The following is a 24,184-nucleotide window of genomic DNA, read 5'->3' as shown; positions in this document are numbered from 1 at the left end:
CGTGGCACCGGCGGCGACTGGCCGTGTGACCACACTCGAGCCTTGCGGCCCGAGGCAGAAGCCCCGGGCCGCTCCTCTTCGCGGGCAGAAGGTGACGGCGTCTACCCTGCCGTGATGTTCGCCGTCCGAGCGATCTGCCGCCAGCTCTCCGTCTCCCGTGCCACCCGGTCTGCGAGCGCCTCGGCAGTGCTCGGTGCGACAAGCGCGCCGGCGGCGAAGGCGCGATCGCGGATGCCCTGGTCCGCCAGCACCTCGCGCAGCTTCTCCGACAGCATCGCCACCTGTCCCGCCGGCACGCCGCGCGGGGCGAACACCGCGAACCACACATTCAGCCCCAGATCCGGCATGCCCTGCTCAGCCGCGGAGGGCACGTCCGGGAGGCCCGGATGCCGCTCGTTCGAACTGACGCAGAGGGCACGCAACTGCCCGTCGCGCACCAGCGGCGTCAGCGGCGGCGGCGAGTTCATGTAGAACTGGATGCGTCCCGCGATCAGGTCGCGGATCGTCTCTCCGGTGCCGCGATAGGGCACATGGACCAGGTCGATCCCGGCGCGATGCTTCAGATACTCCGTGCCCATGTGGTGCATCGACCCGCTGCCGGCCGAGGCATAGTTCAACTGCCCCGGCCGTTGCTTGGCCAGCGCGATGAAGGACCGCAGGTCGGTTGCCGGCACCGAGGGATGGGTGACGAACAGCTGCGGCGTGTCGGTGATCTGCCCGACCGCCTGGAAGTCGCGGATCGGCTGGATCTCCCCGATGCCGCCGATCGCGGGCCGCGCCGTCATGGTGGCGCAGTAGCCGCAGAGCAATGTCGTACCGTCCGCCGGCGCGCGCAGCACGGATTGCAGCCCGACCACGTCGTTCCCGCCCGGCCGGTTCTCGACCACCATCGTCGCGCCGAGCGCGCGGCCGAAGGGCTCGGCGACCAGGCGGGCCGAGAAATCCGTGCCGCCGCCGGCCGGCGACGGCACGACGAGCGTGATGGTCTTACCCGCCAGGCTGCCCTGAGCCCAGGCGATGCCCGGCGCGGCGAGCGTGCCAACCCCAGCGCCGAGCAGCGACCGGCGCGATAGCTGGATGTTCATTGTCGTTTCCTCCGGTGACGCATCGTTCAGTTCAGGTCGCTTCGGGGAAGGGCCTCGGGTCAGGCACCGGCACCTCCCCGACATTGAGCACGAAGGAGAGCAGCGTGTAGTAGCCGAGCACGACCAGCAGCTCGACAAGCCGCGCCTCGCCCAGCGCCTCCCGCCCTTCGGCGAACTCGGCGTCGTTCAGTCGTCCGTGCTCCAGCACCGTGCGCGACAGGCGCCAGACGAGTTGTTCGGCCGCATCGGCGAAGCGCGGGTCCTCGCCCTGGCGCAGCCGTTCCAGCGCCGCCGGATCGACGCCCGCCTTCACCGCGATCGGGTGGTGGGCGAACCATTCATACTGCGCCGACCAGCGGCGGGAGACGGTGCAGATCGCGATTTCCCGCAACCGGTCGTCCAGCAGGCCGGAGAAGCGCAGGCTGGCGCCGAGCCGCTGCGCGGCATCGCCCGCGACCGGCGCGCGCAGCAGTACGTTGAAGGGCCCCGAGACCTGGCCGCGCGGGCCGGACACGATGGCGTCGAACACCGCCCGCTGCGCGTCGTCGAGTTGCTCGCGCGGAATGGGGGGAAAGCGCGTGCTCATGCGGAAGCTCCCGGCATCATGGCGGACATCCCGCCATCGACGATGATCTCGGTCCCGGTGATGTAGGCGGCCTCGTCCGAGGCGAGGAACAGCACCGCATGCGCCACGTCCCAGCCGGTGCCCATCTTGCCGGTGGGCACCTGCGCGTCGCGCTTCGCGATCAGCGTCGCCGCGTCATTGGCGCCGAGCTGGCGCAGCAGCCGGTTCTCCACCAACGGCGTGTTCATCAGCCCGGGGATGACGGTGTTGCAGCGGACGCCGTGCCGGGCCTGGTCCATGGCGACCGACTTCGACAGCCCGATGATGCCCATCTTGGACGCGGAATAGGCGATGTGCGGCCGGTCGCCGGACATCCTCAGCGCGGCGATCGAGGCGATGTTGACGATCGCCGCCGTCTTCTGCGCCCGCAAATGCGGCATGGCGTGCTTGCAGCCGAGAAACGCGCTGCGCAGGTTGATGTCGAACTGGCGGTCCCAGACCTCCTCGCTCATGGATTCGGCGCTGCCCGGCGCGGAGCCGCCGACATTGTTCACAAGGATGTCGAGCCGGCCGAAGGCGGCGACCGCGGCCTCGATGGCGGCCTTCACCGCGTCGCTGTCGGTCACGTCGGCCGTGTGGGCAACGGCGCGATTGCCCTCCTTGGCGATGATGCCGACCGTCTCGGCAACCGCCTCGGGGTTGTTGTCGATGCAGAAGACGGCGGCACCCTGGCGCGCCAGCAGCACGGCTGCAGCCTTGCCATTGCCCCAGCCCGGACCGACCGAACCCGCCCCCGTCACGATGGCGGCCTTGCCTGTGAGATCGAGCACGCTTCCTCCATATTCCGTTGCGGCACTTACCCGCGGGCTTACGCGGTTTCGCCCGGATTGGCGACGGCGGGGGGATCAATGCCTTGATTCGGCCCGATGAGTGCTGTTCCTCGTGCCTTCATGCGGGCCAGCCATCGGCCCACCGGGATGCCCCATGATGAGTGAAGCCGCGCCTGCCCTGTCCGTCGTCGTCCCAGCCTACAACGAGCAGGAGGTCCTGCCCGAGTTCCATCGCCGCCTGGCCGAAGCGCTGGTCGCCATCGGCATGGAGTGGGAGGTCGTCTATGTGAACGATGGCTCCCGCGACACCACGCTGTCGGTGATGACCGGGCTGCAGGCGGCCGACCCGCGCGTCGCCATCGTCAATCTTTCCCGCAACTTCGGGAAGGAGATCGCGCTGACCGCGGGGCTGGACCATGCGCGCGGCAGTGAGGCGATCGTCGTCATCGACGCCGACCTGCAGGACCCGCCCGAGCTGATCCCGGCGCTGATCGAGACCTGGCGGGAGGGCTTCGACGTCGTCTATGCCCAGCGCAACACGCGCGAGGGCGAGACCTGGGTGAAGAAGGCGACGGCCGCCGGCTTCTACCGCCTGATGCAACGCCTGGGCGGGAAGGTGCAGCTGCCGCCCGACACCGGCGACTTCCGCCTGATGTCCCGGCGGGCCATCGATGCCCTGTTGAAGCTGCGCGAGCAGCACCGCTTCATGAAGGGGCTCTTCGCCTGGATCGGATTCCCATCCAGGGCCGTGCGCTATGACCGCGCGCCGCGCGCGGCCGGCACGACGAAGTGGAACTACTGGAAGCTGTGGAACTTCTCGCTGGAGGGGATCACCTCCTTCACGGTCGCGCCATTGAAGGTGGCGACCTATGTCGGGCTCGTCACGTCCGTGGCCGCGGTGGCTTATCTCGCGCAGCTTCTGTTCCGCACCTTTTTCTTCGGGAACCCGGTCGCCGGCTATCCCAGCCTTCTGGCCGTCGTGCTGTTCCTCGGCGGGGTGCAGATGATGATGCTGGGGATCATCGGAGAGTATCTCGGGCGCATCTTCAACGAGACGAAGCAGCGGCCGCTGTACTTCACGGAGCGGTATGCGCCGAGCCGGATGGACGGGGTCGGATCATCAGGTCCGCCCGCGGCGCCGAGCACCAAGGCCGGGTTTCCAAAGGCCCTTCGGTCTTTGGCGGGGTAGGGTTCGGGATGCGGCGGCGCCCCTTCCCGATCACCGTCTCCGACAAACGAGCAATTCGCCCACATCGGCGCAGGCCGTCGCCGCTTCGGGCATCCCCGCCAGCGCCGCCTCACGCGCACCGGGCAGGATGACGCGCAACTCGCCGGGGGCGAGCGGCGCCGCGATCGCTGCCGTGTCGTCGCAGCGCGGCCGGTCACCGCGCCAGCGCGCCAGATACATGGTGTTCGCCGGCACTGGCCGTTCCGCGGCGAGGCTCAGCACCTGCAGTTGCCGCGCGTGATCGTCGCGTACGTCCGGCTTCGGCACGCAGAGCCAAGTCGGGAGCAAAGTCAGGCGGTCGGCCTCGGCAAGCAGCCGGCGCAGGGCGGGTGCATCGACGGTCCATGGCGTGCGGGCCTGGGCCCAGTCACGGATCGCGGTGCGGTTCGGCTGGGCATCGGCGAATTGCAGCAGCCCTAGCCCCAGCACGGCAAAGGCCGCGAGGCGCGGCGGCCGCAACCGCGCCAGCAGCGCGACCGTGCCGACCAGCAGCGCGGTGCCCACCGGCCAGAAGAAGCGCCCGGAAGCGCGGAACTGCTCGAGGAACCCCGGCGGCGTGCCGAGGTCGAGCACGATGGCGTCACCGAGCCCGACGCGAAATGAGACAGCGAGCAGCGTCAGCCCGGCCAGGACGATCGCAAGCCCGGCATGACGGCGCAGCATGCGCAACAGATCCCGTGGCGCCAGCAGCAGCGCGGCAACGAGACCCACGAGCAGGCCCAGGCCGAGCCAATTGTAGCCCTCCCAACCGCCGTGCCCGGTCGCATCGATCTCCTGCCCCGCGAACCCACCGAGGACCAGCGACCGATAAGGCCAGACCGGCGAGAGCACATTCAGCGCGTATGACCCATACCCGCCATCCCCCGCCGCGCCGAGATAGCCGAGCGCCGCCATGGACGCCCCGACAGCCGCGGCGCAGGCGAGGACGCCGAGTCCGGCGACGAACCAGCCGCGATCCCCGCGCAGCAGAACCGTCAGCGGCACGGCACCGAGCAGCGCGAGCACCATGGCCGCCAGATAAGGATGGATCAGCAGCGTCGCGGCCGATGCCAGCACCGCCGCCATCCACAGCCACCATGAACCTGCGCGGACAAGGCGCAGATACAGCCCGAGCCCGACCAGCAACGTGAAATGCCCTGTCAGCGCGGCGTGGCCGTAGCGGTTGATGAAGGCCGGCATGGCGGAGGCCGCGAGCGCAACCCCGATGGCCGGCACCAGCCGCTTCTCGCCGGCCCCCCGCAGGCACCACACCGCGGCGACGGGCTGCATCAGCCAGGCAATGCCATACCAGAGGCCGATGCCGTGGAATCCCTCCGGCAGCACGCTGCGCAGCAGCTTGAGCGGCAAGGCAAGCAACGGGATGCCATCGGCGAAGGCGAGGTTGAAGCCGTCGGGCGGCAGCATGTTGCCCACCTGCAGCAACGGCCAGCGCCACGCATCGCCGATGAAGTAGCGCTGCGCGATGGCGTGCTGCGCGGCATCGCCCTGCGGCGCCCAGGGGCCGCCCGCCCGGGGCAGCAGGAAGTCCGGCGGGAAGGTCGTGGCGACCAGCGTCGCGCCGAGCAATGCGGCGAAGGCGTATGACAGGACGGCGTCGAGCTTGGGGGTCAGGATTCGTACTCCGCAATCGGGCCGACGCCATCGCGATGCGCGACGATGCGCGCAAAATCAATGGCTACCGAGCGCTTGCCGACAGGGCGAATGAGCCGCAACGGGGGCAGGCAGCCGGACAACGCCGGCTGACCCCCTGAAATTCCAGCAGAAAATCCCGCATCCGGATGCTGCGTCGCCACAATTGCGCCGCAACCACGTCCCAAATCCGACAGCGCCAAGGGTCACTTTCACGGTGAACCGAAGGGCCGGTTTTGTCGTCTTCCCGTAGGGGGAACGGCGCCCGACCCCGAGTGATCCACCTTGGTCGTTGCCGGCCCCCGCCGGCGGCGCGACATCCAGAAGGTTGCTGACACCGATGTCCAGCGTTCCGGTTGGTCCCCTCCCCCCCCATGGCGCCGTCGCCGGCGTCGTTTCGGGCGTCCGTCCCGTCATCGGCTTCACGCCGGTCGTGAAGCGCGCGGCGGATGTCGCGATCGCCGCGGCCGCGCTGCTCTTCGCCGCCCCCTTCTTCCTAGTCGTCTCCCTGCTGGTACGGGCCGATGGCGGTCCGGCGTTCTATGCGCATCCCCGCGTCGGTCGGGACGGCCGTATCTTCGGCTGCCTCAAGTTCCGCTCGATGGTCGTGGACAGCCAAGCGCGGCTCGAAGCGCTGCTCGCCTCCGACCCCGCGGCACGGGAGGAATGGGAGACGACGCGCAAGCTGAAGAACGACCCGCGCATCACCCGCACCGGGCGCTTCCTGCGCGCCACCTCGCTGGACGAGCTGCCGCAGCTGATCAACGTGCTGCTTGGCGAGATGGCGATCGTCGGCCCTCGCCCGGTCACGCAGTCGGAGCTGGACAGCTACTACGGCGCGGCTGCCGCGCACTACGTGACGGTCCGCCCGGGCATCACCGGCCTGTGGCAGGTGTCGGGCCGCTCCGAGACTTCCTACGACCAGCGCGTCGCGCTTGATGTGGCCTATGTCTCGCAGCCGTCGCTGATGGCGGACATGCGGATCCTGATCAAGACTCCGGTGGCGGTGCTGTCCCGCCGCGGTGCGTGCTAATCCCCCGGGGCTAACCAGGGGTTCCATTCGATGACCGCTACGGCGTCCGAGGGCCCGGAAGACCGGGCCGGCGGACGCCGCCTCGTTTCCGGGGTGGTGTGGAACGCGTTGGGGCGCGGCGTTCCGCTGATCGTCGCGCTGGCGATTACGCCGGTGCTGGTGCATCTGCTGGGCACGGATCGCTGGGGGTTGTTCACCCTCGCGCTGGCCATGGTGGGCATCTTTGGGGTGTTCGACCTGGGCCTCGGCATGGCGCTGACGCGGGCGGTGTCGGAGGCGATCGGCGAAGGGCGCGGACGTGACGCGCCGGCCCTGGTGGGCGCCACGATCTGGGCGCTGCTGGGATTGTCCTCGATCATGGCCGCCCTCGCCTACACCTTCATGCCGCTGCTGATCGGACGGATACTAATTGTGCCGCCGGGGTTGGAAGCCGAGGCGCTGGCGGCGTTCCGCGTGTTGGCGGCCGCCGCGCCGCTGGTGGTGCTGAACGCGGCGCTGTGGGGCGTGCTCGCCGCATGGCAGCGGTTCCGGGCGGCGAACATCGTCAACATGCCGGTGAGCGTCTTCTACTATCTCGGCCCGGTGCTGGCGCTGATGGCGTGGGACAGCCTGGTCGGCGTGATGGTGGCGCTGGTGCTGGTGCGCCTCGTCAGCGGGCTGGCCTATGCCGCGCTGGCGTGGCGGGATGTGCCGGGGTTGGGGCTGGCGCGGCCCCGCTTCGGGCTGCTGCGGCCGCTGCTGCGCCAGGGCGGGTGGATGAGCCTGTCGGGCGCGCTGACCCAGATGCTTCTGTATGCGGATCGCTTCCTGATCGGGGCGCTGATCGGGCTGACGGCGGTGGCCTTCTATGCGACACCGCTCGACCTCGTCATGCGCATGTGGATCCTGCCCGTGGCGGTGGCGCAGGCGCTGATGCCGGCCATCGCGTCGTCCTACCGCTCCTCGCCCGAGCGCACCGTGCTGCTGCTGCGCCGCGGCGCGCTGATCGTGGCGGGGCTGGTGCTGCCCGCCTGCCTGGTGCTCGTCGCGCTGGCACATTGGCTGCTGTGGCTGTGGCTCGGCACCGCCTTCGCGGATGGCGGCGGGCTGGTGCTGCGGATTCTCGGCGTCGGGATCTTCTTCTCCTGCCTCGCCTTCGTGCCAGGCATCTTGCTGGACGCGATCGGGAAGCCGGAGGTGACGGCGACCTTCTCGCTGATCCAGGCGGCGGTGTTCCTGCCGTTGGGCGCGGCGCTGTTGCTGGTGATCGGGATCGAGGGCGCGGCGATCGCCTGGGTAGCGCGCGCGGCGACGGATTGCGCGGGGCGGTTCCTGCTGGCGGCGCGGTATTACCCGCCCGCGGCCGAGGCCGGGCGATCGCTGCTCCCGCTCCTGGCGGTGGCCGGTGCGGGGCTGGCGCTTATGGTGGTCTCGCCGGGCTATGTGCTGCCGATCCTGCTGGGGGTCGCGACCTTCGGCGCTGTGGCCCTGCTGGGCTGGCGCATCGCGCCGGAGGAGGATCGCACCATGCTGCTACGGCGGGTGCGGCTGGCATGATTGCGATCAACGGACGGTATCTCACCCAGGGCATGACGGGCGTGCAGCGCTTCGCGACGGAGATCGTCGCGGCGGCGGATGCGCTGGCCGCGCGGGGCGATTGGCCGGCGGCGCGGGTGCTGCATCCCGCCGGGGCGCGCGATGCCGGGCTGGCATCCTTCCATGCTGAGGCGGTCGGCCGCCGCGGCGGGCAGGCCTGGGAACAGATCGACCTGCCGCGCGCGCTGGCGGGCGATGTGCTGCTGAACCTTGGGAACACCGCGCCGGTCTTCGCCCGCGCGCGGCAGGCCGTGGTCATCCATGACGCCGGCGCCTTCGACACGCCGGAATCATACTCCTTGGCCTTCCGCACCTGGTACCGGCTGCTGCAGAAGCGGCTGGCGCGCGGCGGCGCGCGTATCCTGACGGTGTCGGAGTTCTCGCGCGGCCGGATCGCGGCGGCGCTCGGCATCGATGCGGCGCGCATCGGCGTGCTGCCGGAAGGCGGCGAGCATGTGCTGCGCATCCCCGCAGACGGCGCGGTGCTCGGCAAGCACGGGCTGGAACCGGGGCGCTATGCGCTCGTCGTCGGCAATCCGGCGGCGCACAAGAATTTGTCGGCGCTGACGGCCGCGGCGGAGGCGTTGGGGGAACACGGGTTGACGCTCGCGGTCGCCGGCGCCGCAGACCCGGCGGTGTTCCGCGCCGGCGGGGGCGTGGCTGCGGAGGCGGCGCGCGTGCTCGGCCGCGTGACCGACGCGGAGTTGCGGACGCTCTACGAGAACGCGCTCTGCCTGATCTTCCCGTCCCGCTACGAAGGCTTCGGCCTGCCGCCGCTGGAGGCGATGACCTGCGGCTGCGCCGTGGTGGCGGCCCATGCCGGCGCGGTGCCGGAAGTCTGCGGCGAGGCCGCCCTGTGGTTCGACCCCGCGCGGCCCGAGACGCTGCGCGACGCCCTGTTGCGACTGATCGAGGAGACTGGCTTGCGCGATGGCATGCGAGACGCCGGGCTGAAGCGCGCCCGGGGCTTCACCTGGGATGCGGCGGCGCGTGCGTTGCTCGCGGAAATCCAGGGGCTGCGCGCATGAAGGTCGCCATCGTCCATGAATGGCTCGACACCTATGCGGGGTCCGAGCGTGTCGTCGAGCAGCTGATCGCCGAATGGCCGGAGGCGGACCTCTTCGCCGTCTGCGACTTCATGGCGGAAGGCGAGCGCGGCTTCCTGCGCGGCAGGCCCGTGACGACCACCTTCATCCAGCGCCTGCCCTTCGCGCGGAAGCATTTCCGCAAGTTCCTTGGGCTGATGCCGCTGGCGATCGAGCAATTGGACCTGTCCGGCTACGATTTGGTGCTGACGTCGTCCCATGCTGTCGCGAAAGGCGTGCTGACCGGGCCGGGACAGCTTCATGTCAGCTACGTGCACAGCCCGATGCGCTATGCGTGGGATTTGCAGCACCAGTATCTGCGCGAAGCGGGCATGGAGACGGGGCTGAAGGGCCTCTACACCCGCCGCCTGCTGCATCGGATGCGCCTGTGGGATCGCGCCAGCGCGCTGAACCCGGACGTGGTGGTGGCGAATTCCAGCTATATCGGGGAGCGCATCCGCAAAGCGTGGCGACGCGACAGCATCGTCGTGCATCCGCCGGTCGATGTGGACCGCTTCGCGCTGCATGAGGCGAAGGAGGATTTCTTCCTCGTCGCGTCGCGCATGGTTCCGTACAAGCGCATCGAGCTGATCGCCGAGGCCTTCCGCCGGATGCCGGAGCGCAGGCTGGTCATCGTCGGCGACGGGCCGAATGCGCCGCAGGTGCGCGCGGCAGCGAATGGCGCGGCGAATATCGAGTTGCGCGGCCGCCTCGGCACCGAGGAATTGGTGCGCCTGACCCAAACCGCCCGCGCCTGCGTCTTCGCCGCCGAGGAGGATTTCGGCATCGCGACCGTCGAGGCGCAGGCCTGCGGCACGCCGGTCATCGCCTTCGGCAAGGGTGGCGCGCGCGACATCATCCTGCCCGGCCAGACCGGCCTGTTCTTCGAGGAACAGACGGCCGATTCCATCATCACCGCGGTGAACGCCTTCGACGCGCTGGCGGTCTCCCCCGCCGAGTGCCGCGCCAATGCCGAACGCTTCAGCCACGCCGCCTTCCGCGCAGCGATGCGCCGCGTGGTCGAGGATGCGCGGCGATGAGGTTCTCGCTCGTCGTCGCCACGCTGGGACGTGACGCGGATATCGCGGCACTGCTGGACACACTGCTGGCGCAGGGGCGGTTGGACTTCGAGGTCATCCTCGTCGATCAGAATGACGACGACCGGCTGGGACCGATCGAAGCGGCGTATGCTTCGCGCGTTACGCTTCGGCGGCTGCGGTCGTCCGTGCGCAACGCGAACCATGCGCGGAACCTCGGCCTGCGCCACGCGCGTGGCGAGATCGTCACCTTTCCCGACGATGACTGCCTGTATCCGCCGGGCGTGCTGGACAGCGTGGACGCAGCGTTCACCGCCGATCCCAAGCTGCATGTGCTGACCGGGCCGGCGGCCTCGCCGAAGGGCGGGCTTGGATCGGGCCGCTGGCGCGAGGAGACCGGGCCGATCGACCTCGTGACCGTCTGGACCAGCGTCATCGAGTTCAACATCTTCCTGCGCGGCGAGACGGCGCTGGCCCTGGGCGGCTTCGATGAAGGCATGGGGCCGGGCAGCCCCTTCGGATCCGCCGAGGGCAACGACCTGGTCTGCCGCGCGCTGGCCCGGGGTCTCGGCGCCCGCTACGACGCGGCGCTGCGCATCATCCATCCCGACAAGCGGCTGTCCGATGTCGCGGTCGAGCGCGCCGAACGCTACGGGCGCGGCCTTGGCTTCGCGCTGCAACGGAACGGTGCGCCGCTCGGTGCGCGCATGACCTTCCTCATGCGCCCGCTCGGCGGCGTCGCCGCCAGCCTGCTGCGCGGGCGGATGCACAATGCCGGGTACTACTGGATGACCTTCCGCGGCCGGCTCGCCGGCATGATGGCGCCGGAAGCGCGCCAGCCCGCCGTGCTCGCACCGCTGACGGACATCGAGTGATGCGCATCGCCATCGGCATCCCGACGCGCGGGCGCCCGGCGATCCTGGCCGGCGTGCTGGAGGACCTGCGTCGGCAGACCCGCCAGCCCGACCGCATCATCGTGTGCCACGTAACGCCGGATGACGTCACGGGCTGCACCCGCGCCGAGTTCATCACCGCCCCGGCCGGCCTGCCGCGCCAGCGCAACGCGATCCTAGATGCCGCGACGGATTGCGACGTGGTGCTGTTCCTCGATGACGATTTCCTCTGCGCGCCGGATTTCCTCGCGGTGCTGGAAGCGGCCTTCGTCGCGCATCCCGACATGGTCGTCGCGACCGGCACGGTCGTCGCGGATGGCGCGAATGGGCCGGGATATTCGCTTGAGGAAGGCGCCGCGCTGCTCGCCGCCGACACCCCGCCCGCCGACCCCACCGCCAGCGCTCCGCACTTCAACGGCTACGGCTGCAACATGGCCTTCCGTATGGCGACGGTGCGCGAGCACGGTATCCGCGTCGACGAACGTCTGCCGCTTTACGGCTGGTATGAGGATATCGACGTCTCGCGCCAGCTCGGCGTGCACGGCACCATCCTTCGCCTCGCCGGCGCGCGCGGCGTGCATCTGGGGTCCAAGTCCGGCCGCGTGACGCAGCTGCGTCTCGGCTACTCGCAGGTGGTCAACCCGGTCTATCTCGCGCGCAAAGGCACCTTCCCCTGGAGCCACGCCATCCCGAGCGCCGCGCGGCACTGCCTGATCAACCTCGTGCGCTCCGTGAAGCCGGAACCCTGGGCGGATCGCCGGGGTCGCTTCCGCGGCAACATGCTGGGCTTGTGGGATCTGCTGCGCGGCCGCGCGGCACCGGAACGCATCCTGGAATTGTAGGGCCGCACAAGGCCGCCCGGGTCGGACCACGCGCGCAGCAGCCTCCGGGCAGCCTGCAGGGCAGCGGCACCATCCCGGCCGACCGGGCGGTCGGGCCCCCTTTCCAGCCGCCGCGAGGCGGGCGAACATGCCGCCAATCCATGCAGGAGGATGCGATAGCATGACGCTCGAACCAGGCCGCCCGCGGCCCGAACCGACGCCCGAGACCAAGCATTTCTGGGACGGCACCCGCAACGGCAAGCTGCTGCTGCAGCGCTGCACCGACACCGGCAAGGCGTATTTCCCGCCCCGCCCCTTCAGCCCCTACACCGGCACGCGCAATGTCGAGGTGTTCGAGGCCTCGGGCAAGGCGACGCTGCATTCCTACGTCATCCACCATCGCCCCGTGCCGGGCTTCAAGCCGCCCTATGCGATCGCCGTGGTCGAGCTGGAGGAAGGCCCGCGCATGATGACGAACATCGTCGATTGCCCGCAAACGCCCGAGGCGCTGGTGCTCGACATGCCGGTGGAAGTCGCCTTCACCAAGATGGACGACGACATCACCCTGCCGCTGTTCCGCCCCGCGAAGGGAGCCTGACGCCATGACGATCAAGCCGGGCGAGATCGCCATCGTCGGTGCCGCGGAATCCACGCGCATCGGCACCGTGCCGGAGATGGCGCAGATCATGCTGCATGCGGATGCGGCGCTGAACGCGATGAAAGACGCGGGGCTGAAGCCCGCCGACATCGACGGCGTGGCCTGCGTCGGCCCGATGATGCCGCAGCAGATCGCGCATTACCTCGGCATCACGCCGAAATGGGTGGACGGCACCGGTGTCGGCGGCTGTTCCTTCATGCTGCATGTCCGCCACGCCGCGGCGGCCATCCATGCGGGCTATGCCAAGACCATCCTCATCACCCATGGCGAGAGCGGCAAGTCGCGCATCAACGCGACCCCGCGCCCGCCCGAGCCGCAATCGCTGAACGGCCAGTTCGAGGCACCGTTCGGCCCGATGGGCCCGCCGACGCTCTTCCCGATCCCCGTGCTGCGCTACATGAAGAAGTACGGCGTGTCGCATGAGCAGATGGCGCAGGTCGCCGTCGTGCAGCGGGAATGGGCGGCGAAGAACCCGCGCGCGGCGTTCCGCGACCCGATCACCGTCGCGGACGTGCTGAACTCCCGCATGATCGCCTATCCGTTCCGCCTGCTGCAATGCTGCCTGGTGACGGATGGCGGCGGCGCGCTGATCCTGACCTCGGCCGATCGTGCCAAGGATTTCCCGCAGAAGCCGGTCTACATCCTCGGCAGCGGTGAATCCGTCGAGACGACGATGGTCAGCCAGATGGAGGATTTCACCTCCTCCCGCGCCTTCCGCGTGGCCGGGCCGGAAGCCTTCCGCATGGCGGGCATCAAGCATGGCGATGTCGATCACCTGATGATCTACGACGCCTTCGCGCATCTGCCGATGTACGGGCTTGAAGACCTCGGCTTCGTTCAGCGTGGCGAGGCGAAGGACTTCATCTGGGAAGGCAATACCCGCCCCGGCGGCAAGCTGCCGCTGAACACCAATGGCGGCGGCCTGTCCTACACCCACACCGGCATGTACGGCATGTTCGCCCTGCAGGAGAGCGTCCGCCAGGTGCGCGGCATCGCCCCCGCCCAGGTGCCGGATGTGACCATCAGCGTGGCGCATGGCGTGGGCGGCATGTTCTCCGCCTCCGGCACCGTCGTCTTCTCGAACCAGCGGCCGTAACGTCGCGCGACCGGCCCCGCGGCAACGACCGCGGGGCCGCAAGACCGATACAATGCAGGGAGGAACAACAAGATGATCATCACGGCATCCCGCCGTGCGCTACTGGCGGCCGGCGGCGCGTTGCTCGCAGCACCCGCCGTTGCGCAGGCCGGCTTTCCCAACCGCCCCATCCGGCTGATCGTACCCTGGCCCCCCGGGGGCTCCACCGATGGGCAACTGCGCTCCCTCGCCGACATCGCGCAGCGACATCTCGGCCAACCCGTGATCATTGAGAACCGCAGCGGCGTGTCTGGTACGCTCGGCGCACAGATGATGGCGGCGGAGCAGCGCGGCGACGGCTATCTGGTCGGCCAGTTGCCGATCACCGCCTTCCGCATGCCGATGATGACCTCGCGTCCTGGCTGGGACCCGATGAAGGACTTCACATACGTCATCCACCTCACCGGCTACCTGTTCGGTGTCGTGGTGAAGGCCGACAGCCCGTGGCGGACCTGGCAGGAATTCATGGCGTACGCCAAGGCGAACCCGGGCAAGGTCGCCTATGGCTCGCCCGGCGTCGGCTCCACCCTGCACATCACCATGGAACGCATCGCAGCCGAGAACGGCATCGATTGGCTGCACGTGCCCTTCCGCGGCGGGGCCGACAACATCCAGGCCGTCCTGTCGGGCCAGACCCAGGCAAATGCGGATTCCACCGGCTGGGCGCCGCTGGTCGAAGCCGGACAGCTCCGCCTGCTCGTCACCTGGGGCGAGAACCGCGCCGCCCGCTTCCCCGACGTGCCGACGCTGCGCGAGGTCGGGATCAACATCGTCTCAGCCTCGCCCTACGGCCTCGCCGGCCCGAAGGGCATGGACCCCGGCGTGGTGCGCGCACTGCACGATGCCTTCAAGGCCGCCCTGATGGACCCTGCGCATGCGGAGGTGCTGGCGCGCTACGACATGCCCGTCATCTACAAGAACAGTGCGGATTACACGGCCTATGTCGGGCAGGTGATGGAAGAGGAAGGGACGATGATCCGGCGGCTGAACCTGCGGATCAACTGACGCTCTGCGCATCGGAGAGGGGCTTTGCCCCTCTCCGAACCTCTCCCCACCAAAGGCCGAAGGGCCTTTGGAAACCTCCAACTGGTGCTGGGGCCAAGCGTTCGGATCGCTTGAACGGACCGTTGCGCCGGCCGCCGGAGAAAAATCTCGCTGCCGGGCGCAACGCGACCTAAACCGTCAACGACCAGCGCGCTCTGCCCAACACCAGGTCAAGGTTTCCAAAGGCCCTTCGGCCTTTGGCGGGGAGGGTCCGGGAGGGGCAGAGCCCCTCTCGGTTCCGCCCGTTGACACCCTCACCCGCCCCCGGGCATCTCCACCTTCCCCGTATGCAGTTGCAGCCGCACGAAGTCCGGTGCGTCCTGCCCGGCATCCCGGAATGCCTGCTTCAGCGCCGCGATGTTGGGTGCCAGGATCGTCTCGCGGTTCGCGCTGACCCAGTCGCGCGACTGTTGCGGCATGGCGAGCGTCGCTTGGAAGCGCGGCATCACCCAGCGCGCGAACAACTCGAACGACCGCCAGGTCGCCTCGCGATCCGCCCACTCATGCGCGCGGAACAGGATGCCGCCCGTCCCGCCATCGGTGTAGGACAGCAGGCGTTCAATGCCGGCGGCGACGGTCTCCGGCGAGCCCACCAGCGTCGATCCCTGCGCCAACCCGTCACGCAGCGGGTCCTCCGACCGCATCGGCGGCCGGCCGAGCGTCTCGGAGAAATAGGTCAGCGTCTCCAGCGCCTCGCCATGGCGCACCTCGCGCAGCGCGCGCTCGTCATCCTCGGCGCAGTGCATGTTCACGACCAGCCGCCAGTTCCTGCGATCCATGGTCTTGCCGTTCTTCGCGGCCTCGGCTTCGGCCATGCGCCACTGCTCGGCGAGCATCTTCGGTCCACCATGCAGCCCCGCACCCAGCGACAGCAGCCCCACCCCATGCTTGCCCGCGGCGAGAGCGCCCGACGGCGTGGTGGATGATGCGACGGTCACCGGAAAGCGCGGCTCGGAATACGGCGCCATGTGCAGCCGCGCCTCGCGCAGCGTGAACCAGTCCGTCTCCATGCTGACCGGCTCCTCGCAGGCCAGGAGCTTCATGATCGCGGTCAGCGATTCATCCATGCGCCGCCGCTGATGTGCCGGGTCGATGCCCATCATGAAGGCGTCCGACACCAGCGCGCCCGGCCCGCAGCCGAGGATGACGCGCCCCTTCGTCATGTGATCGAGCTGCACGAAGCGCTGTGCCACGAGAAAGGGGTGATGGTACGGCAGGCTGGTGACGCCGGTCGCCAGTGTGATGTGCCGCGTTTTCTCGGCCAGCGCGCCGATCATGATCTCGGGGCTCGCGATCAGTTCCCAGCCGGCGGAATGATGCTCGCCGATCCAGGCCTCGTCATAGCCGAGGGAATCCAGCCACTGGATCAGCGCCATGTCGCGATCCATGGCGAGCGTCGGATTGTCGCCGACGCGATGAAACGGGGCCAGAAAGATGCCGAAGCGGAGGCGACGCGCAGCCATGGACGTTTCCTTCTGCTGGGGCCGGCCGCGCCGTCAGATCGATGGCGGGTCGCCGGCCAGGAATTCCTCGCCGCCGTAATCGGCTTCGATCGGCAGCCTGAGATAGCGGCCTTCCGGCGCATCGCGCTGGATCGGCTGCACCGTCACCACGGGCTTCGCGCGGGCTGCGGCGAAGGCCTCCGCAACGCTGTTGCTGCGCGCGAGCTTCGTCAGGTTCATCCGCGTCGGGAAGACGATCTTCTTCGTACCCGCCTCGGCCTCGGCCAGCGCATCGGCGGGGCGGATCCAGACGCTATCCACCGCTTCCTGCCCGTCATGAAGCGCATCCTGGTCCGATGGCGCAGCCGCGAGGAAGAAATGCGTGTCGAAGCGCTTCGGCACCCGCACCGGCGTGATCCAATGCGCGAAATGCGCCAGGCAGGCGCTGTCCGGCACCAGGCCGCGCTCGGCCAGCATCGTGGCGAAGGCCCCTTCAGCGGCCGGCGCCGTGCCCGGCGCCGCGAGCAGGACACCGCATTCTTCCCAGGTCTCGCGGATGGCGGCGACGCGGAAGGCGGCTTCGGCATCGCCGCCGGCGAGCACTTGGTCCGACGCCTCCACGCGGCCGCCGGGAAACACCAGCGCGCCCGAGGCAAAGTCGATCTGGTGGTGGCGCACCACCATGAATACTTCGAGCCCCTGCACCCCGTCGCGGAGCAGCAGGACGGTGGAGGCAGGACGGGCAGGCACAGGTTCGGACATCTGCCCATTGCAGCGCGACCGCAGCCCGGCGGCAAGGCGCGTTGACGCCACAGGGGACGCACAGCAGGCTTGCGCCGAAGAAAACAAGGGAGGAACAGGCATGGCGCAGATCGCGCGCTGGGCGGCGAAGTTTCCCGACAAGGTCGCCGCGCATTTCCCCGATCGCGGCATCGCCATCACCTTCGGCGAGTTGGACGCCCGGGCCAACCGCATCGCGCAATGGCTGATCGGCCTGGGCCTGCGGCCCGGCGAGGGCATCGCCATGCTGATGGACAACCGCCCCGAATTCATCGAGCTGGTCTATGCCTGCCGGCGCGCCGGCCTCTACTACACGCCGCTGTCGGTGCATCTGCGCCCGGCCGAAGTCGCCTACATGCTCGGCGATGCGGCCGCGAAGGCGATCATCGTCTCCCCCGGCCTCGCGGAACTGGCGACGTCACTGCTGCGCGAAGGCTCGATCGGCGCGATGCCGCGCTTCGCCGTCGGCGAAGGCCTCGATGGCTATGCGGGCTTCGAAGCGGCCCTCGCCGCCTATCCCGCACCGGCCGACCTGCCGCCCCGGCCGGTGGGGCGCGAATTCCTCTATTCCTCCGGCACGACCGGCCTGCCCAAGGGCATCAAGCGGCCGATGCTGGAGTGGGAAAAGCGCGACGCGCCTGACTGGGACATGACGTGGAAGTCGCTTTACGGCTTCGACGAGGACACAGTCTATCTCTCGCCGGCGCCGCTCTATCACGCCGCGCCGCATGGCTACGCGATCCGCCGCACGATCGGGGAAGGCGGCACGGCGGTAATCATGGCAAAGTTCGACCCGCTGCGGGCGCTGTCGCTGATCGACTCATACAGCGTGACCCACAGCCAGTGGGTGCCCACCATGTTCGCCCGCCTGCTGGCATTGCCGGGCGAAGAGCGGGCGCGCTTCGACCTCTCATCCCACCGCTGTGCGATCCATGCCGCGGCCCCGTGCCCCGTCGCAGTCAAGCAGCGGATGATGGATTGGTGGGGGCCGATCCTGTGGGAGTACTATGCTGGGTCGGAAGGCGTCGGGACGACGGTCGCCGCCCCGCAGGACTGGCTGGCGCGTCCCGGCACCGTCGGGCGGCCGGTGAACGGTGTCGCGCTGCACATCTGCGACGATGATGGCAGGGAACTGCCAGCGGGCCAGGTCGGGCGCATCTGCTTCGAAGGCGCGCCGCGCTTCGCTTACCACAACGCGCCCGAGAAGACCGCCGCCGCGTACACCGCGCAGGGTTGGGCGAGCCTCGGCGATCTCGGCCGCGTGGATGACGAAGGTTGGCTATTCCTCTCCGACCGCCGCGCCGACCTGATCCTGTCAGGCGGCGTGAATCTCTACCCGGCGGAGATCGAGGCGGCGATCACCCGCCATCCCGCCGTCGCCGAGGTCGCCGTGGTCGGCATCCCCAACGACGATTTCGGCGAGCAGGTGCATGCGGTCGTGGTCCCGCGCGACCCGCGCGCCAACCAGGCGGTACTGCGCGCGGAACTCGACGCGCTGTGCCGCGACCTGCTCGCCGGGCCGAAGCGCCCGCGCTCCTGGGAATTCGCCGAGGAACTGCCGCGCAGCGAAGCGGGCAAGCTGCTGCGCCGCATCCTCAAGGAACGCTACCTCACCCCGTCCTGAGTCCGAGCCGCTCCACGCGCTGCCGCTCCTCCTCATAGACCTGGAGCAGGTTGCGCCCGTAATCCTCGGCGTTGAGGTACTCCACCGGCTGGTCGAGCCGCCGCAGCACGGCGAGATGCGACGGGTCGTAGAGCGCCGCCTTGAAGCCATCATGCAGCGCGGCGCGCACCGCGGGGTCGAGCCCCGCCGGCGCGGCGAGCCCGTAAGGCGAGGTCACCACCATGTCCCGGTAGCCGAGTTCGATCAGCGTCGGGACGGTGGGCCAGCGCGGCGAGCGTTCCCGCACCCAGACGTTCAGCATGCGCAGCTTGCCTTCATCGACCAGCGCGCCGATTCCGGAGCCGGCGGCCTGGGCTTCGATATGGCCACCCATGAGTTGCGGCGCGGCCTCCGACTCACCGCGGAAGGGGACGTGGATGAACTCGATGTTCTCGCGCGCCGCCAGGTCGACCATGGTCAAATGCGGCGTGCCGTTCGCGCCCGTATTACCGACGCGCACCTGCCCCGGGCGGCGCCGCGCATCCGCGACCAGATCCTGCCAGGTCATGTAGGGGCTGTTGACGGAGACCAGCACGCCGAACAGGTAGCCGGTCAGGTGGATGATCGGCGTGAAGTCCTTGGTCGCGTCGTAGGGCATGCGCTGCATATGCGGCAGGCGCAGCACCGGCAGCGTGATCTGCGCGACGAGATAGCCATCGGGCCGTGCCCGCGCGACCGCGGCGGCGCCAAGCGTGCTGCCCGCGCCGGGCCGGTTCTCGACCAGCACGGTCTGACCGAAATGCCGCGTCGCGGCTTCCGCCAGGGCGCGCATCTGCACATCGGTCGCACCGCCCGGCGTGAAGGGCACGAGGATGGTGATGGGCCGGTTTGGGAAACGCTCCTGCGCCGCGGCACCGCGGATGAAGGGCACGGCCAGGGCGGCGCCGATGGCGCCGCGTCGGGTGATGGTCATTCTTGTTGTTCCTCCCTGGTGACTCAAAGGCTGCGCGCGATGATTTCCTTCATGATCTCGGAACTGCCGCCATAGATGCGCCCGACCCGCGCGTCGGCCCAGGCGCGGCCGATCTCATAGTCGGCCATGTAGCCATTGCCCCCATGCATCTGCAGGCAGTCATCCAGCAGGCGGTTCTGCATCTCCGTGCCGAGCAGCTTGGCCTGCGCGGCCATCTCGATCGACAGCCCGCCATTCATGTGCGCCGCCAGGCAGTGGTCGACGAAGACGCGGAACATGGTGGCGTTGGCGCGCAGTTCCGCCAGCTTGAAGCGGTTGTGCTGGAAGTCGAACACGGTCTGGCCGAAGACCTTGCGGTCCTTGGCGTAGTCGATGGTCTTCTGGAGCATCACGTCCATCGACATCGCCGCGCGAATGGCGATGACCAGGCGTTCCTGCGGCAGGTTCCTGATCAGGTAGGAAAAGCCGGCATTCTCCTCCCCGAGCAGGTTCTCCGCCGGCACGCGCACCTCGTCGAAGAACAGTTCGGAGGTGTCCGCGGCATGCATGCCGACCTTCTCCAGGTTGCGTCCCTTGGTGAAGCCGGGCGTCCCTTCTTCCACGCAGATCAGGCTGATGCCGTTCCGCCCCGCGCCGGGATCGGTCTTGCAGACCACGATGACCAGCCCGCAATTCTGCCCGTTCGAGATGAAGGTCTTCGACCCGTTGATGATCCAGTCCGACCCGTCGCGCCGAGCGGTGGTGCGCACCGCCTTCAGGTCGGAACCCATGCCGGGCTCGGTCATGGCGATGGCGGTGATGATCTCGCCCTTCGCCATGCGCGGCAGCCATTCGCGCTTCTTCTGCGGCAGCGCGAATTCCTCCACATACGGCACGACGATGTCGGAATGCAGCGGGAAGCCGATGCCCGAGGCGTTGCTGCGCGCGATCTCCTCGATGATGACGGCGGCATAGCCGAAATCCGCTCCCGCCCCGCCGTGTTCCTCCGCCATCATGGGGCAGAGCAGCCCCTCGGCGCCGGCCTTGCGCCACACCTCGCGCGGCACGATGCCGGCGCGTTCCCAGTCGCGATGGAAAGGAACGATCTCGCGTTCGAAGAAGCGGCGCACCTGGGTGCGGAAGATCTCGTGGTCGGCCGTGAAGACGCCACGCGCCATCCCGCCCGTCCGGGCTGCTGAGTCCATGATCGTTTCCTCGCCTGTTCCGGCGAGCCTACCGTGCGGTCGGTCGGCTTGTCAGCCGCCGCGAAGGGCCGCGATCACCTCGGCGGACAGGCCCCAGTCGGCGAGCGCAGCATCGCCGCCACTCCCGCGAGCCGGCGCCGGGGCCGGCATCGCCGCTGGCGTGCGGGAGAAGCGCGGGCTCGGCGCCGGCTGCATCGCTCCGCCGCGCGCGAGGAAGGTGCCGCGCGCCGCATTGTGCGGGTGGCGCGGTGCTTCCTCGAGGTCGAGGACCGGCACCACGCAGGCATCCGTACCGTCGAACGCGGCCGCCCATTCGTCACGCGGCCGCGTGCGGAAGATAGCGGCGAATTCGTCGCGCATCGCCGGCCAGCGTGCCGGATCGGTACGGTCGGCGAAGCGCGCGGCATCGAGGCCAAGCCCGTCCAGCAGCAGCGCGAAGAACTGCGGCTCCAGCGCGCCGACCGCGACGAACTTCCCGTCAGCGCATTCATAGGTGTCGTAGTAAGGGCAGGCGCCGTCGAGCATGTTGCTCTCGCGCGCGTTCCGCCAGCGCCCCTGGGCCAGCAGCCCGAAGAATCCGCCCATCAACGTGGCGGACCCGTCCGTCATCGCCGCATCCACCACCTGGCCCTGCCCGCTCCGCCCGGCCTCGAACAGCGCGGCCATGATGCCGTAGGCAAGCAGCATCCCGCCGCCGCCGAAATCGCCTACCAGGTTCAGCGGCGGCACCGGCCGTTCGCCCGCGCGGCCCATCGACCACAGCGCGCCGGTCAGCGCGATGTAGGTGATGTCGTGCCCCGCCGCCTGGGCGAGCGGGCCGTCCTGTCCCCAGCCGGTCATGCGCCCATAGACGAGGCGCGGATTGCGCGCGTGGCACGCCGCCGGCCCCAGTCCGAGCCGCTCCATCACGCCGGGACGGAAGCCTTCCACCAGCACATCCGCGCGCCCGACCAGCCCGAGCACCGCGGCGATGGCGGCCGGCGACTTCAGGTTCATCGCCACGCTGCGCCGCCCGCGCCCGAGCACATCCGCCGGATGCCCGCCCGGCGGCCCGTCCGGGCGGTCGATGCGCAGCACCTCCGCGCCCAGATCCGCCAGCATCATGCAGCAGAACGGGCCCGGCCCGATCCCCGCCAATTCCAGCACGCGCAGGCCGGCGAGCGGTCCGGGCACCGCTCAGCGCCCGTCGAAGTTCGGCGGCCGCTTCTCGCGGAAGGCCGCGACGCCTTCCTTGAAGTCCTCCGAGTTGCGGATGGCGGCCATGCGCTGCCCATGGATCGCCATCTGCTCGGAGGGGCCGCGCGGGATGATCTCCTCCGTCACCATGCGCTTGATCTCGCCCAGTACCATCGGCGCCATGCCGAGCAGGTCGGTCGCCCACTCCTTCGCCTTGGCCAGCGCCTCGCCCTCCGGCACCACCTCGTTCACCAGCCCCACGCGCTCGGCGCGCTGCGCGTCGATAGTGCGGCACAGCAGCGCGATCTCCATGGCGATCTTGTGCGGAATGCGGCTGACCAGGCCGGCGATCATGCCGCCTGTCAGGCCAAGTTTCGCCTCCGGGTAGTAGAACTTCGCACTCGCACCGCAGACCATCAGGTCGCACATCATGGCGAGCACGATGCCGCCGCCGACGCACCACCCTTCCACCGCGCAGATCACCGGCTTCAGCGGCTTGAAGCCGACGGTCGGGATCGCCCGCCACAGCTCCGGCGGGTCGCTGACATCAGCCCCGAAGGTGAAGGCGCGCGTGCCCTCGGCGGTGATGATGGCGACGCGCAGATCGGCCCGCTGCTCGAATTCCTGCATCGCGCGCTGCAACTGCTCGGCCATGGGCTTGCTGATGGCGTTGCCCTTGGCCGGGTTGTTCAGCGAGACGATGCGGATTGGACCCTCGTCCGAGACCTTCACCAATTCCACGTCAGTTCACTCCTGCTCCGGTACGACGAATGATCTCGGCGAAGATGGCGCGATCGCCGGTGATGCGGTTGGCGAAGGCCTCGCCCTGCTCGAAGGCCGGCCGCAGCCCGCCGAGTGCGAGACCGCGCGCGACATCCTCGGACTTCAGCGCCTGCTCCAGCGTAGCGGCAATCCGCTCGCGCACCGGCAGCGGCGTCCCGGCCGGCGCGGCGATGCCGAACCAGGACATCGCGCCGCGATCGGCGAGGCCGGATTCCATCAGCGTCGGGACGTTCGGGAACTCGGGATGCCGCTGCTCGCCGAAGGTCGCGAGCGGCCGTAACTGGCCCTGCCGCACCATGGGAAGGGTCGCCGGGTCGCACATCATCTGGATATGGCCGGCGACCAGATCATTCACCGCGAGACCCGAGCCACGATAGGGCACATGCTCCAGCCGCACGCCGGCATGGTCCCCGAAGATCTCGCACTGAAGCTGGGTGATGGTGCCGTTGCCGGCGGAGCCGAACCGCAGCGTTCCCGGATGCGCCTTCGCGTAGGCGACAAGTTCCTGGATGCTGCGCACCGGCACGTTCGGGTTGACCACGACGAAGGCATCCGAGGCAGCCGCGCGGGCGATCGGGACAAGATCCTTGTCGGTATCGTAGGGCGGCCGCATCATCGTCGGGCTGATCGTGAAGATCGCCGTCGGGAACAGCAGCAGCGTGTAGCCGTCCGGCCGCGAGCGGACGACGTATTCGGCGCCGATCGTGCCGCCGGCACCACCCCGGTTCTCGATAATGATGGTCTGGCCGATGATCTTCGACCATTCCTGCATCAGCGGTCGCGCGACGTTATCCGTGCTGCCGCCGGGCGGATAGGGGACGACCAGCACGACCTGTCGCGTGGGCCAGACCTCCTGCGCCCGGGCCAGGGCCGGGGCCAACAGGGTTGCGCCGAGTACGCGGCGCGACAGGCGGACCGTCATGGCGTCGTTTCCTCCGTCAGAGTGGCGCGGGCATCTACGGCAATCGCCCCCTGCCCGGCCGCGCGCAGGATCAGGGGGTTGATGTCAAGCTCGGCGAGGCGCGGGCCGAGATCGGCCGCGAGCCAGGACAGGCGCATCAGCGCATCGGCCGCGGCATCGATGTCCGCGGCGGGTCGCCCACGCAGGCCACCCAACAGCGGCGCGACGCGCAGCCCGGCGATCAGCGCCCGCGCATCCGCGAGCGAGAGCGGAGCGGGTGCCGTCGCCACATCCTTCAGGAACTCCACCAGCACACCGCCGGCGCCCGCCAGCACCATCGGGCCGAATTGCGGGTCGTGGGTGGCGCCGAGGAACAGCTCCGCCTCGCCGCGCGCCAATTCCTGGATCACGCAGCCCTCGCCGCTGCCCGGCGCGGCGCGGTCGAGCGCAGCGGCGACCTCCGCGAAGGCGCCGCGCACCGCCGCCTCGTCGCGCAGGTTCAGCCGCACGAGGCCTAGGTCCGACTTGTGCACCACCGCGCGGCTGACACCCTTCAGCACGACCGGAAAGCCGATGCGCTTCGCCGCGGCGACGGCATCATCCGCCGTCGCCGCACTCTCCTCCCGCGTGACAGGGATGCCATAGGCGGCGAGCAGCCGCTTCGCCTCGCCCTCCGTCAGCGCACCGCGCGGCAGGGCGGGCGCCGGGCCGCTGCGGGCCGGCC

The 24,184-nt window shown here is 69.5% G+C and carries 24 protein-coding genes; 11 read left to right on the top strand and 13 right to left on the bottom strand.

From position 1 onward, the window contains the following. Positions 1-101: 101 nt before the first annotated feature. The 3 genes from GXW78_RS14735 to GXW78_RS14725 are packed head-to-tail and all read right to left on the bottom strand — an operon-like array spanning position 102 to position 2,480. Positions 102-1,085, bottom strand: coding sequence for a Bug family tripartite tricarboxylate transporter substrate binding protein (locus tag GXW78_RS14735; RefSeq protein ID WP_211869593.1), 984 nt, complete (start codon positions 1,083-1,085; stop codon positions 102-104). 31 nt (positions 1,086-1,116) lie between these two features. After that, positions 1,117-1,671: a carboxymuconolactone decarboxylase family protein gene (locus tag GXW78_RS14730; RefSeq protein ID WP_211869592.1), complete on the bottom strand. Its 555-nt coding sequence runs from the start codon at positions 1,669-1,671 to the stop codon at positions 1,117-1,119. Further along, a complete protein-coding gene (locus GXW78_RS14725; RefSeq protein ID WP_211869591.1) occupies positions 1,668-2,480 on the bottom strand; it encodes an SDR family NAD(P)-dependent oxidoreductase in 813 nt (270 codons plus the stop codon). The genes GXW78_RS14730 and GXW78_RS14725 overlap by 4 nt, the downstream gene beginning before the upstream one ends. 154 nt (positions 2,481-2,634) lie before the next feature. Here GXW78_RS14725 and GXW78_RS14720 point away from each other — a divergent pair, with 154 nt between their 5' ends. Further along, complete coding sequence (locus GXW78_RS14720; RefSeq protein WP_211869590.1) at positions 2,635-3,669, top strand: glycosyltransferase family 2 protein; 1,035 nt, start codon at positions 2,635-2,637, stop codon at positions 3,667-3,669. A 30-nt stretch (positions 3,670-3,699) separates the two neighbouring features. Here the strand turns inward: GXW78_RS14720 and GXW78_RS14715 are convergent, their stop codons facing one another. Both GXW78_RS14715 and GXW78_RS14710 read right to left on the bottom strand, forming a co-directional pair. Further along, complete coding sequence (locus tag GXW78_RS14715; protein WP_211869589.1) at positions 3,700-5,274, bottom strand: DUF6311 domain-containing protein; 1,575 nt, start codon at positions 5,272-5,274, stop codon at positions 3,700-3,702. Between the two features lie 41 nt (positions 5,275-5,315). Then, complete coding sequence (locus GXW78_RS14710) at positions 5,316-5,540, bottom strand: hypothetical protein (RefSeq protein WP_211869588.1); 225 nt, start codon at positions 5,538-5,540, stop codon at positions 5,316-5,318. A 137-nt stretch (positions 5,541-5,677) separates the two neighbouring features. Here GXW78_RS14710 and GXW78_RS14705 point away from each other — a divergent pair, with 137 nt between their 5' ends. The 9 genes from GXW78_RS14705 to GXW78_RS14665 all read left to right on the top strand — a co-directional run bounded on the left by GXW78_RS14705 (position 5,678) and on the right by GXW78_RS14665 (position 14,579). Beyond that, entirely contained in the window at positions 5,678-6,370 is a 693-nt protein-coding gene (locus tag GXW78_RS14705) for a sugar transferase (RefSeq protein WP_211869587.1), read from the top strand. Between the two features lie 30 nt (positions 6,371-6,400). Continuing rightward, entirely contained in the window at positions 6,401-7,906 is a 1,506-nt protein-coding gene (locus GXW78_RS14700) for a flippase (RefSeq protein WP_211869586.1), read from the top strand. Next, positions 7,903-8,973, top strand: a complete 1,071-nt coding sequence (locus tag GXW78_RS14695; RefSeq protein WP_211869585.1) for a glycosyltransferase family 4 protein — start codon at positions 7,903-7,905, stop codon at positions 8,971-8,973. Before GXW78_RS14700 ends, GXW78_RS14695 begins: the two co-directional genes overlap by 4 nt. Further along, a complete protein-coding gene (locus GXW78_RS14690) occupies positions 8,970-10,070 on the top strand; it encodes a glycosyltransferase (RefSeq protein ID WP_211869584.1) in 1,101 nt (366 codons plus the stop codon). Before GXW78_RS14695 ends, GXW78_RS14690 begins: the two co-directional genes overlap by 4 nt. Beyond that, a complete protein-coding gene (locus GXW78_RS14685) occupies positions 10,067-10,942 on the top strand; it encodes a glycosyltransferase family 2 protein (RefSeq protein WP_211869583.1) in 876 nt (291 codons plus the stop codon). Before GXW78_RS14690 ends, GXW78_RS14685 begins: the two co-directional genes overlap by 4 nt. Continuing rightward, entirely contained in the window at positions 10,942-11,802 is an 861-nt protein-coding gene (locus GXW78_RS14680; RefSeq protein ID WP_211869582.1) for a glycosyltransferase family 2 protein, read from the top strand. Before GXW78_RS14685 ends, GXW78_RS14680 begins: the two co-directional genes overlap by 1 nt. Before the next feature lie 160 nt (positions 11,803-11,962). Further along, complete coding sequence (locus GXW78_RS14675; RefSeq protein ID WP_211869581.1) at positions 11,963-12,379, top strand: Zn-ribbon domain-containing OB-fold protein; 417 nt, start codon at positions 11,963-11,965, stop codon at positions 12,377-12,379. Between the two features lie 4 nt (positions 12,380-12,383). Beyond that, on the top strand, positions 12,384-13,535 hold the full coding sequence (locus GXW78_RS14670) for a thiolase C-terminal domain-containing protein (RefSeq protein WP_211869580.1): 1,152 nt from the start codon (positions 12,384-12,386) through the stop codon (positions 13,533-13,535). 72 nt (positions 13,536-13,607) lie between these two features. Further along, positions 13,608-14,579 carry a tripartite tricarboxylate transporter substrate binding protein gene (locus GXW78_RS14665; protein WP_211869579.1) on the top strand — a complete coding sequence of 324 codons (972 nt, stop codon included), beginning with the start codon at positions 13,608-13,610 and terminating at the stop codon, positions 14,577-14,579. A 293-nt stretch (positions 14,580-14,872) separates the two neighbouring features. On the opposite strand, the gene GXW78_RS14660 is transcribed toward GXW78_RS14665, so the two are convergent. Both GXW78_RS14660 and GXW78_RS14655 read right to left on the bottom strand, forming a co-directional pair. After that, on the bottom strand, positions 14,873-16,081 hold the full coding sequence (locus GXW78_RS14660) for an LLM class flavin-dependent oxidoreductase (protein WP_211869578.1): 1,209 nt from the start codon (positions 16,079-16,081) through the stop codon (positions 14,873-14,875). 33 nt (positions 16,082-16,114) lie between these two features. Beyond that, on the bottom strand, positions 16,115-16,822 hold the full coding sequence (locus GXW78_RS14655) for an NUDIX hydrolase (RefSeq protein WP_211869577.1): 708 nt from the start codon (positions 16,820-16,822) through the stop codon (positions 16,115-16,117). A 100-nt stretch (positions 16,823-16,922) separates the two neighbouring features. On the opposite strand from GXW78_RS14655, the gene GXW78_RS14650 reads away from it, so the two are divergent. Further along, positions 16,923-18,464 (top strand): AMP-binding protein, encoded by a 1,542-nt coding sequence (locus GXW78_RS14650; protein WP_211869576.1) that lies wholly within the window; start codon positions 16,923-16,925, stop codon positions 18,462-18,464. Here the strand turns inward: GXW78_RS14650 and GXW78_RS14645 are convergent. The 6 genes from GXW78_RS14645 to GXW78_RS14620 form a co-directional block, all read right to left on the bottom strand. Next, positions 18,451-19,416, bottom strand: a complete 966-nt coding sequence (locus GXW78_RS14645) for a Bug family tripartite tricarboxylate transporter substrate binding protein (RefSeq protein WP_211869575.1) — start codon at positions 19,414-19,416, stop codon at positions 18,451-18,453. The genes GXW78_RS14650 and GXW78_RS14645 overlap by 14 nt on opposite strands. Positions 19,417-19,439: 23 nt before the next feature. After that, positions 19,440-20,600: an acyl-CoA dehydrogenase family protein gene (locus tag GXW78_RS14640; RefSeq protein WP_246522225.1), complete on the bottom strand. Its 1,161-nt coding sequence runs from the start codon at positions 20,598-20,600 to the stop codon at positions 19,440-19,442. 51 nt (positions 20,601-20,651) lie between these two features. Further along, positions 20,652-21,773, bottom strand: a complete 1,122-nt coding sequence (locus tag GXW78_RS14635) for a CaiB/BaiF CoA transferase family protein (protein WP_211869574.1) — start codon at positions 21,771-21,773, stop codon at positions 20,652-20,654. A gap of 3 nt (positions 21,774-21,776) precedes the next feature. Next, positions 21,777-22,517, bottom strand: coding sequence for an enoyl-CoA hydratase/isomerase family protein (locus GXW78_RS14630; protein ID WP_211869573.1), 741 nt, complete (start codon positions 22,515-22,517; stop codon positions 21,777-21,779). Position 22,518: 1 nt separating this feature from the next. Beyond that, complete coding sequence (locus GXW78_RS14625) at positions 22,519-23,481, bottom strand: Bug family tripartite tricarboxylate transporter substrate binding protein (RefSeq protein ID WP_211869572.1); 963 nt, start codon at positions 23,479-23,481, stop codon at positions 22,519-22,521. Next, on the bottom strand, positions 23,478-24,184 hold a 707-nt coding region (locus tag GXW78_RS14620), incomplete at its 5' end, for an acetate--CoA ligase family protein (RefSeq protein WP_211869571.1). The genes GXW78_RS14620 and GXW78_RS14625, both read right to left, overlap by 4 nt.

This window comes from Neoroseomonas terrae (assembly GCF_018129025.1).
GTDB lineage: Bacteria > Pseudomonadota > Alphaproteobacteria > Acetobacterales > Acetobacteraceae > Neoroseomonas > Neoroseomonas terrae.
Note: the sequence above shows the minus strand (reverse complement) of the source record. Positions and strands in the feature narration are given on the sequence as shown.

Coding starts and splice junctions, on each gene's coding strand:
- GXW78_RS14735 (WP_211869593.1), bottom strand. CDS start 1,085: ATGAACATCCAGCTATCGCGCCGGTCGCTGCTCGGCGCTGGGGTTGGC.
- GXW78_RS14730 (WP_211869592.1), bottom strand. CDS start 1,671: ATGAGCACGCGCTTTCCCCCCATTCCGCGCGAGCAACTCGACGACGCG.
- GXW78_RS14720 (WP_211869590.1), top strand. CDS start 2,635: ATGATGAGTGAAGCCGCGCCTGCCCTGTCCGTCGTCGTCCCAGCCTAC.
- GXW78_RS14705 (WP_211869587.1), top strand. CDS start 5,678: ATGTCCAGCGTTCCGGTTGGTCCCCTCCCCCCCCATGGCGCCGTCGCC.
- GXW78_RS14700 (WP_211869586.1), top strand. CDS start 6,401: ATGACCGCTACGGCGTCCGAGGGCCCGGAAGACCGGGCCGGCGGACGC.
- GXW78_RS14695 (WP_211869585.1), top strand. CDS start 7,903: ATGATTGCGATCAACGGACGGTATCTCACCCAGGGCATGACGGGCGTG.
- GXW78_RS14690 (WP_211869584.1), top strand. CDS start 8,970: ATGAAGGTCGCCATCGTCCATGAATGGCTCGACACCTATGCGGGGTCC.
- GXW78_RS14685 (WP_211869583.1), top strand. CDS start 10,067: ATGAGGTTCTCGCTCGTCGTCGCCACGCTGGGACGTGACGCGGATATC.
- GXW78_RS14680 (WP_211869582.1), top strand. CDS start 10,942: ATGCGCATCGCCATCGGCATCCCGACGCGCGGGCGCCCGGCGATCCTG.
- GXW78_RS14675 (WP_211869581.1), top strand. CDS start 11,963: ATGACGCTCGAACCAGGCCGCCCGCGGCCCGAACCGACGCCCGAGACC.
- GXW78_RS14670 (WP_211869580.1), top strand. CDS start 12,384: ATGACGATCAAGCCGGGCGAGATCGCCATCGTCGGTGCCGCGGAATCC.
- GXW78_RS14665 (WP_211869579.1), top strand. CDS start 13,608: ATGATCATCACGGCATCCCGCCGTGCGCTACTGGCGGCCGGCGGCGCG.
- GXW78_RS14660 (WP_211869578.1), bottom strand. CDS start 16,081: ATGGCTGCGCGTCGCCTCCGCTTCGGCATCTTTCTGGCCCCGTTTCAT.
- GXW78_RS14655 (WP_211869577.1), bottom strand. CDS start 16,822: ATGTCCGAACCTGTGCCTGCCCGTCCTGCCTCCACCGTCCTGCTGCTC.
- GXW78_RS14650 (WP_211869576.1), top strand. CDS start 16,923: ATGGCGCAGATCGCGCGCTGGGCGGCGAAGTTTCCCGACAAGGTCGCC.
- GXW78_RS14645 (WP_211869575.1), bottom strand. CDS start 19,416: ATGACCATCACCCGACGCGGCGCCATCGGCGCCGCCCTGGCCGTGCCC.
- GXW78_RS14640 (WP_246522225.1), bottom strand. CDS start 20,600: ATGGACTCAGCAGCCCGGACGGGCGGGATGGCGCGTGGCGTCTTCACG.
- GXW78_RS14625 (WP_211869572.1), bottom strand. CDS start 23,481: ATGACGGTCCGCCTGTCGCGCCGCGTACTCGGCGCAACCCTGTTGGCC.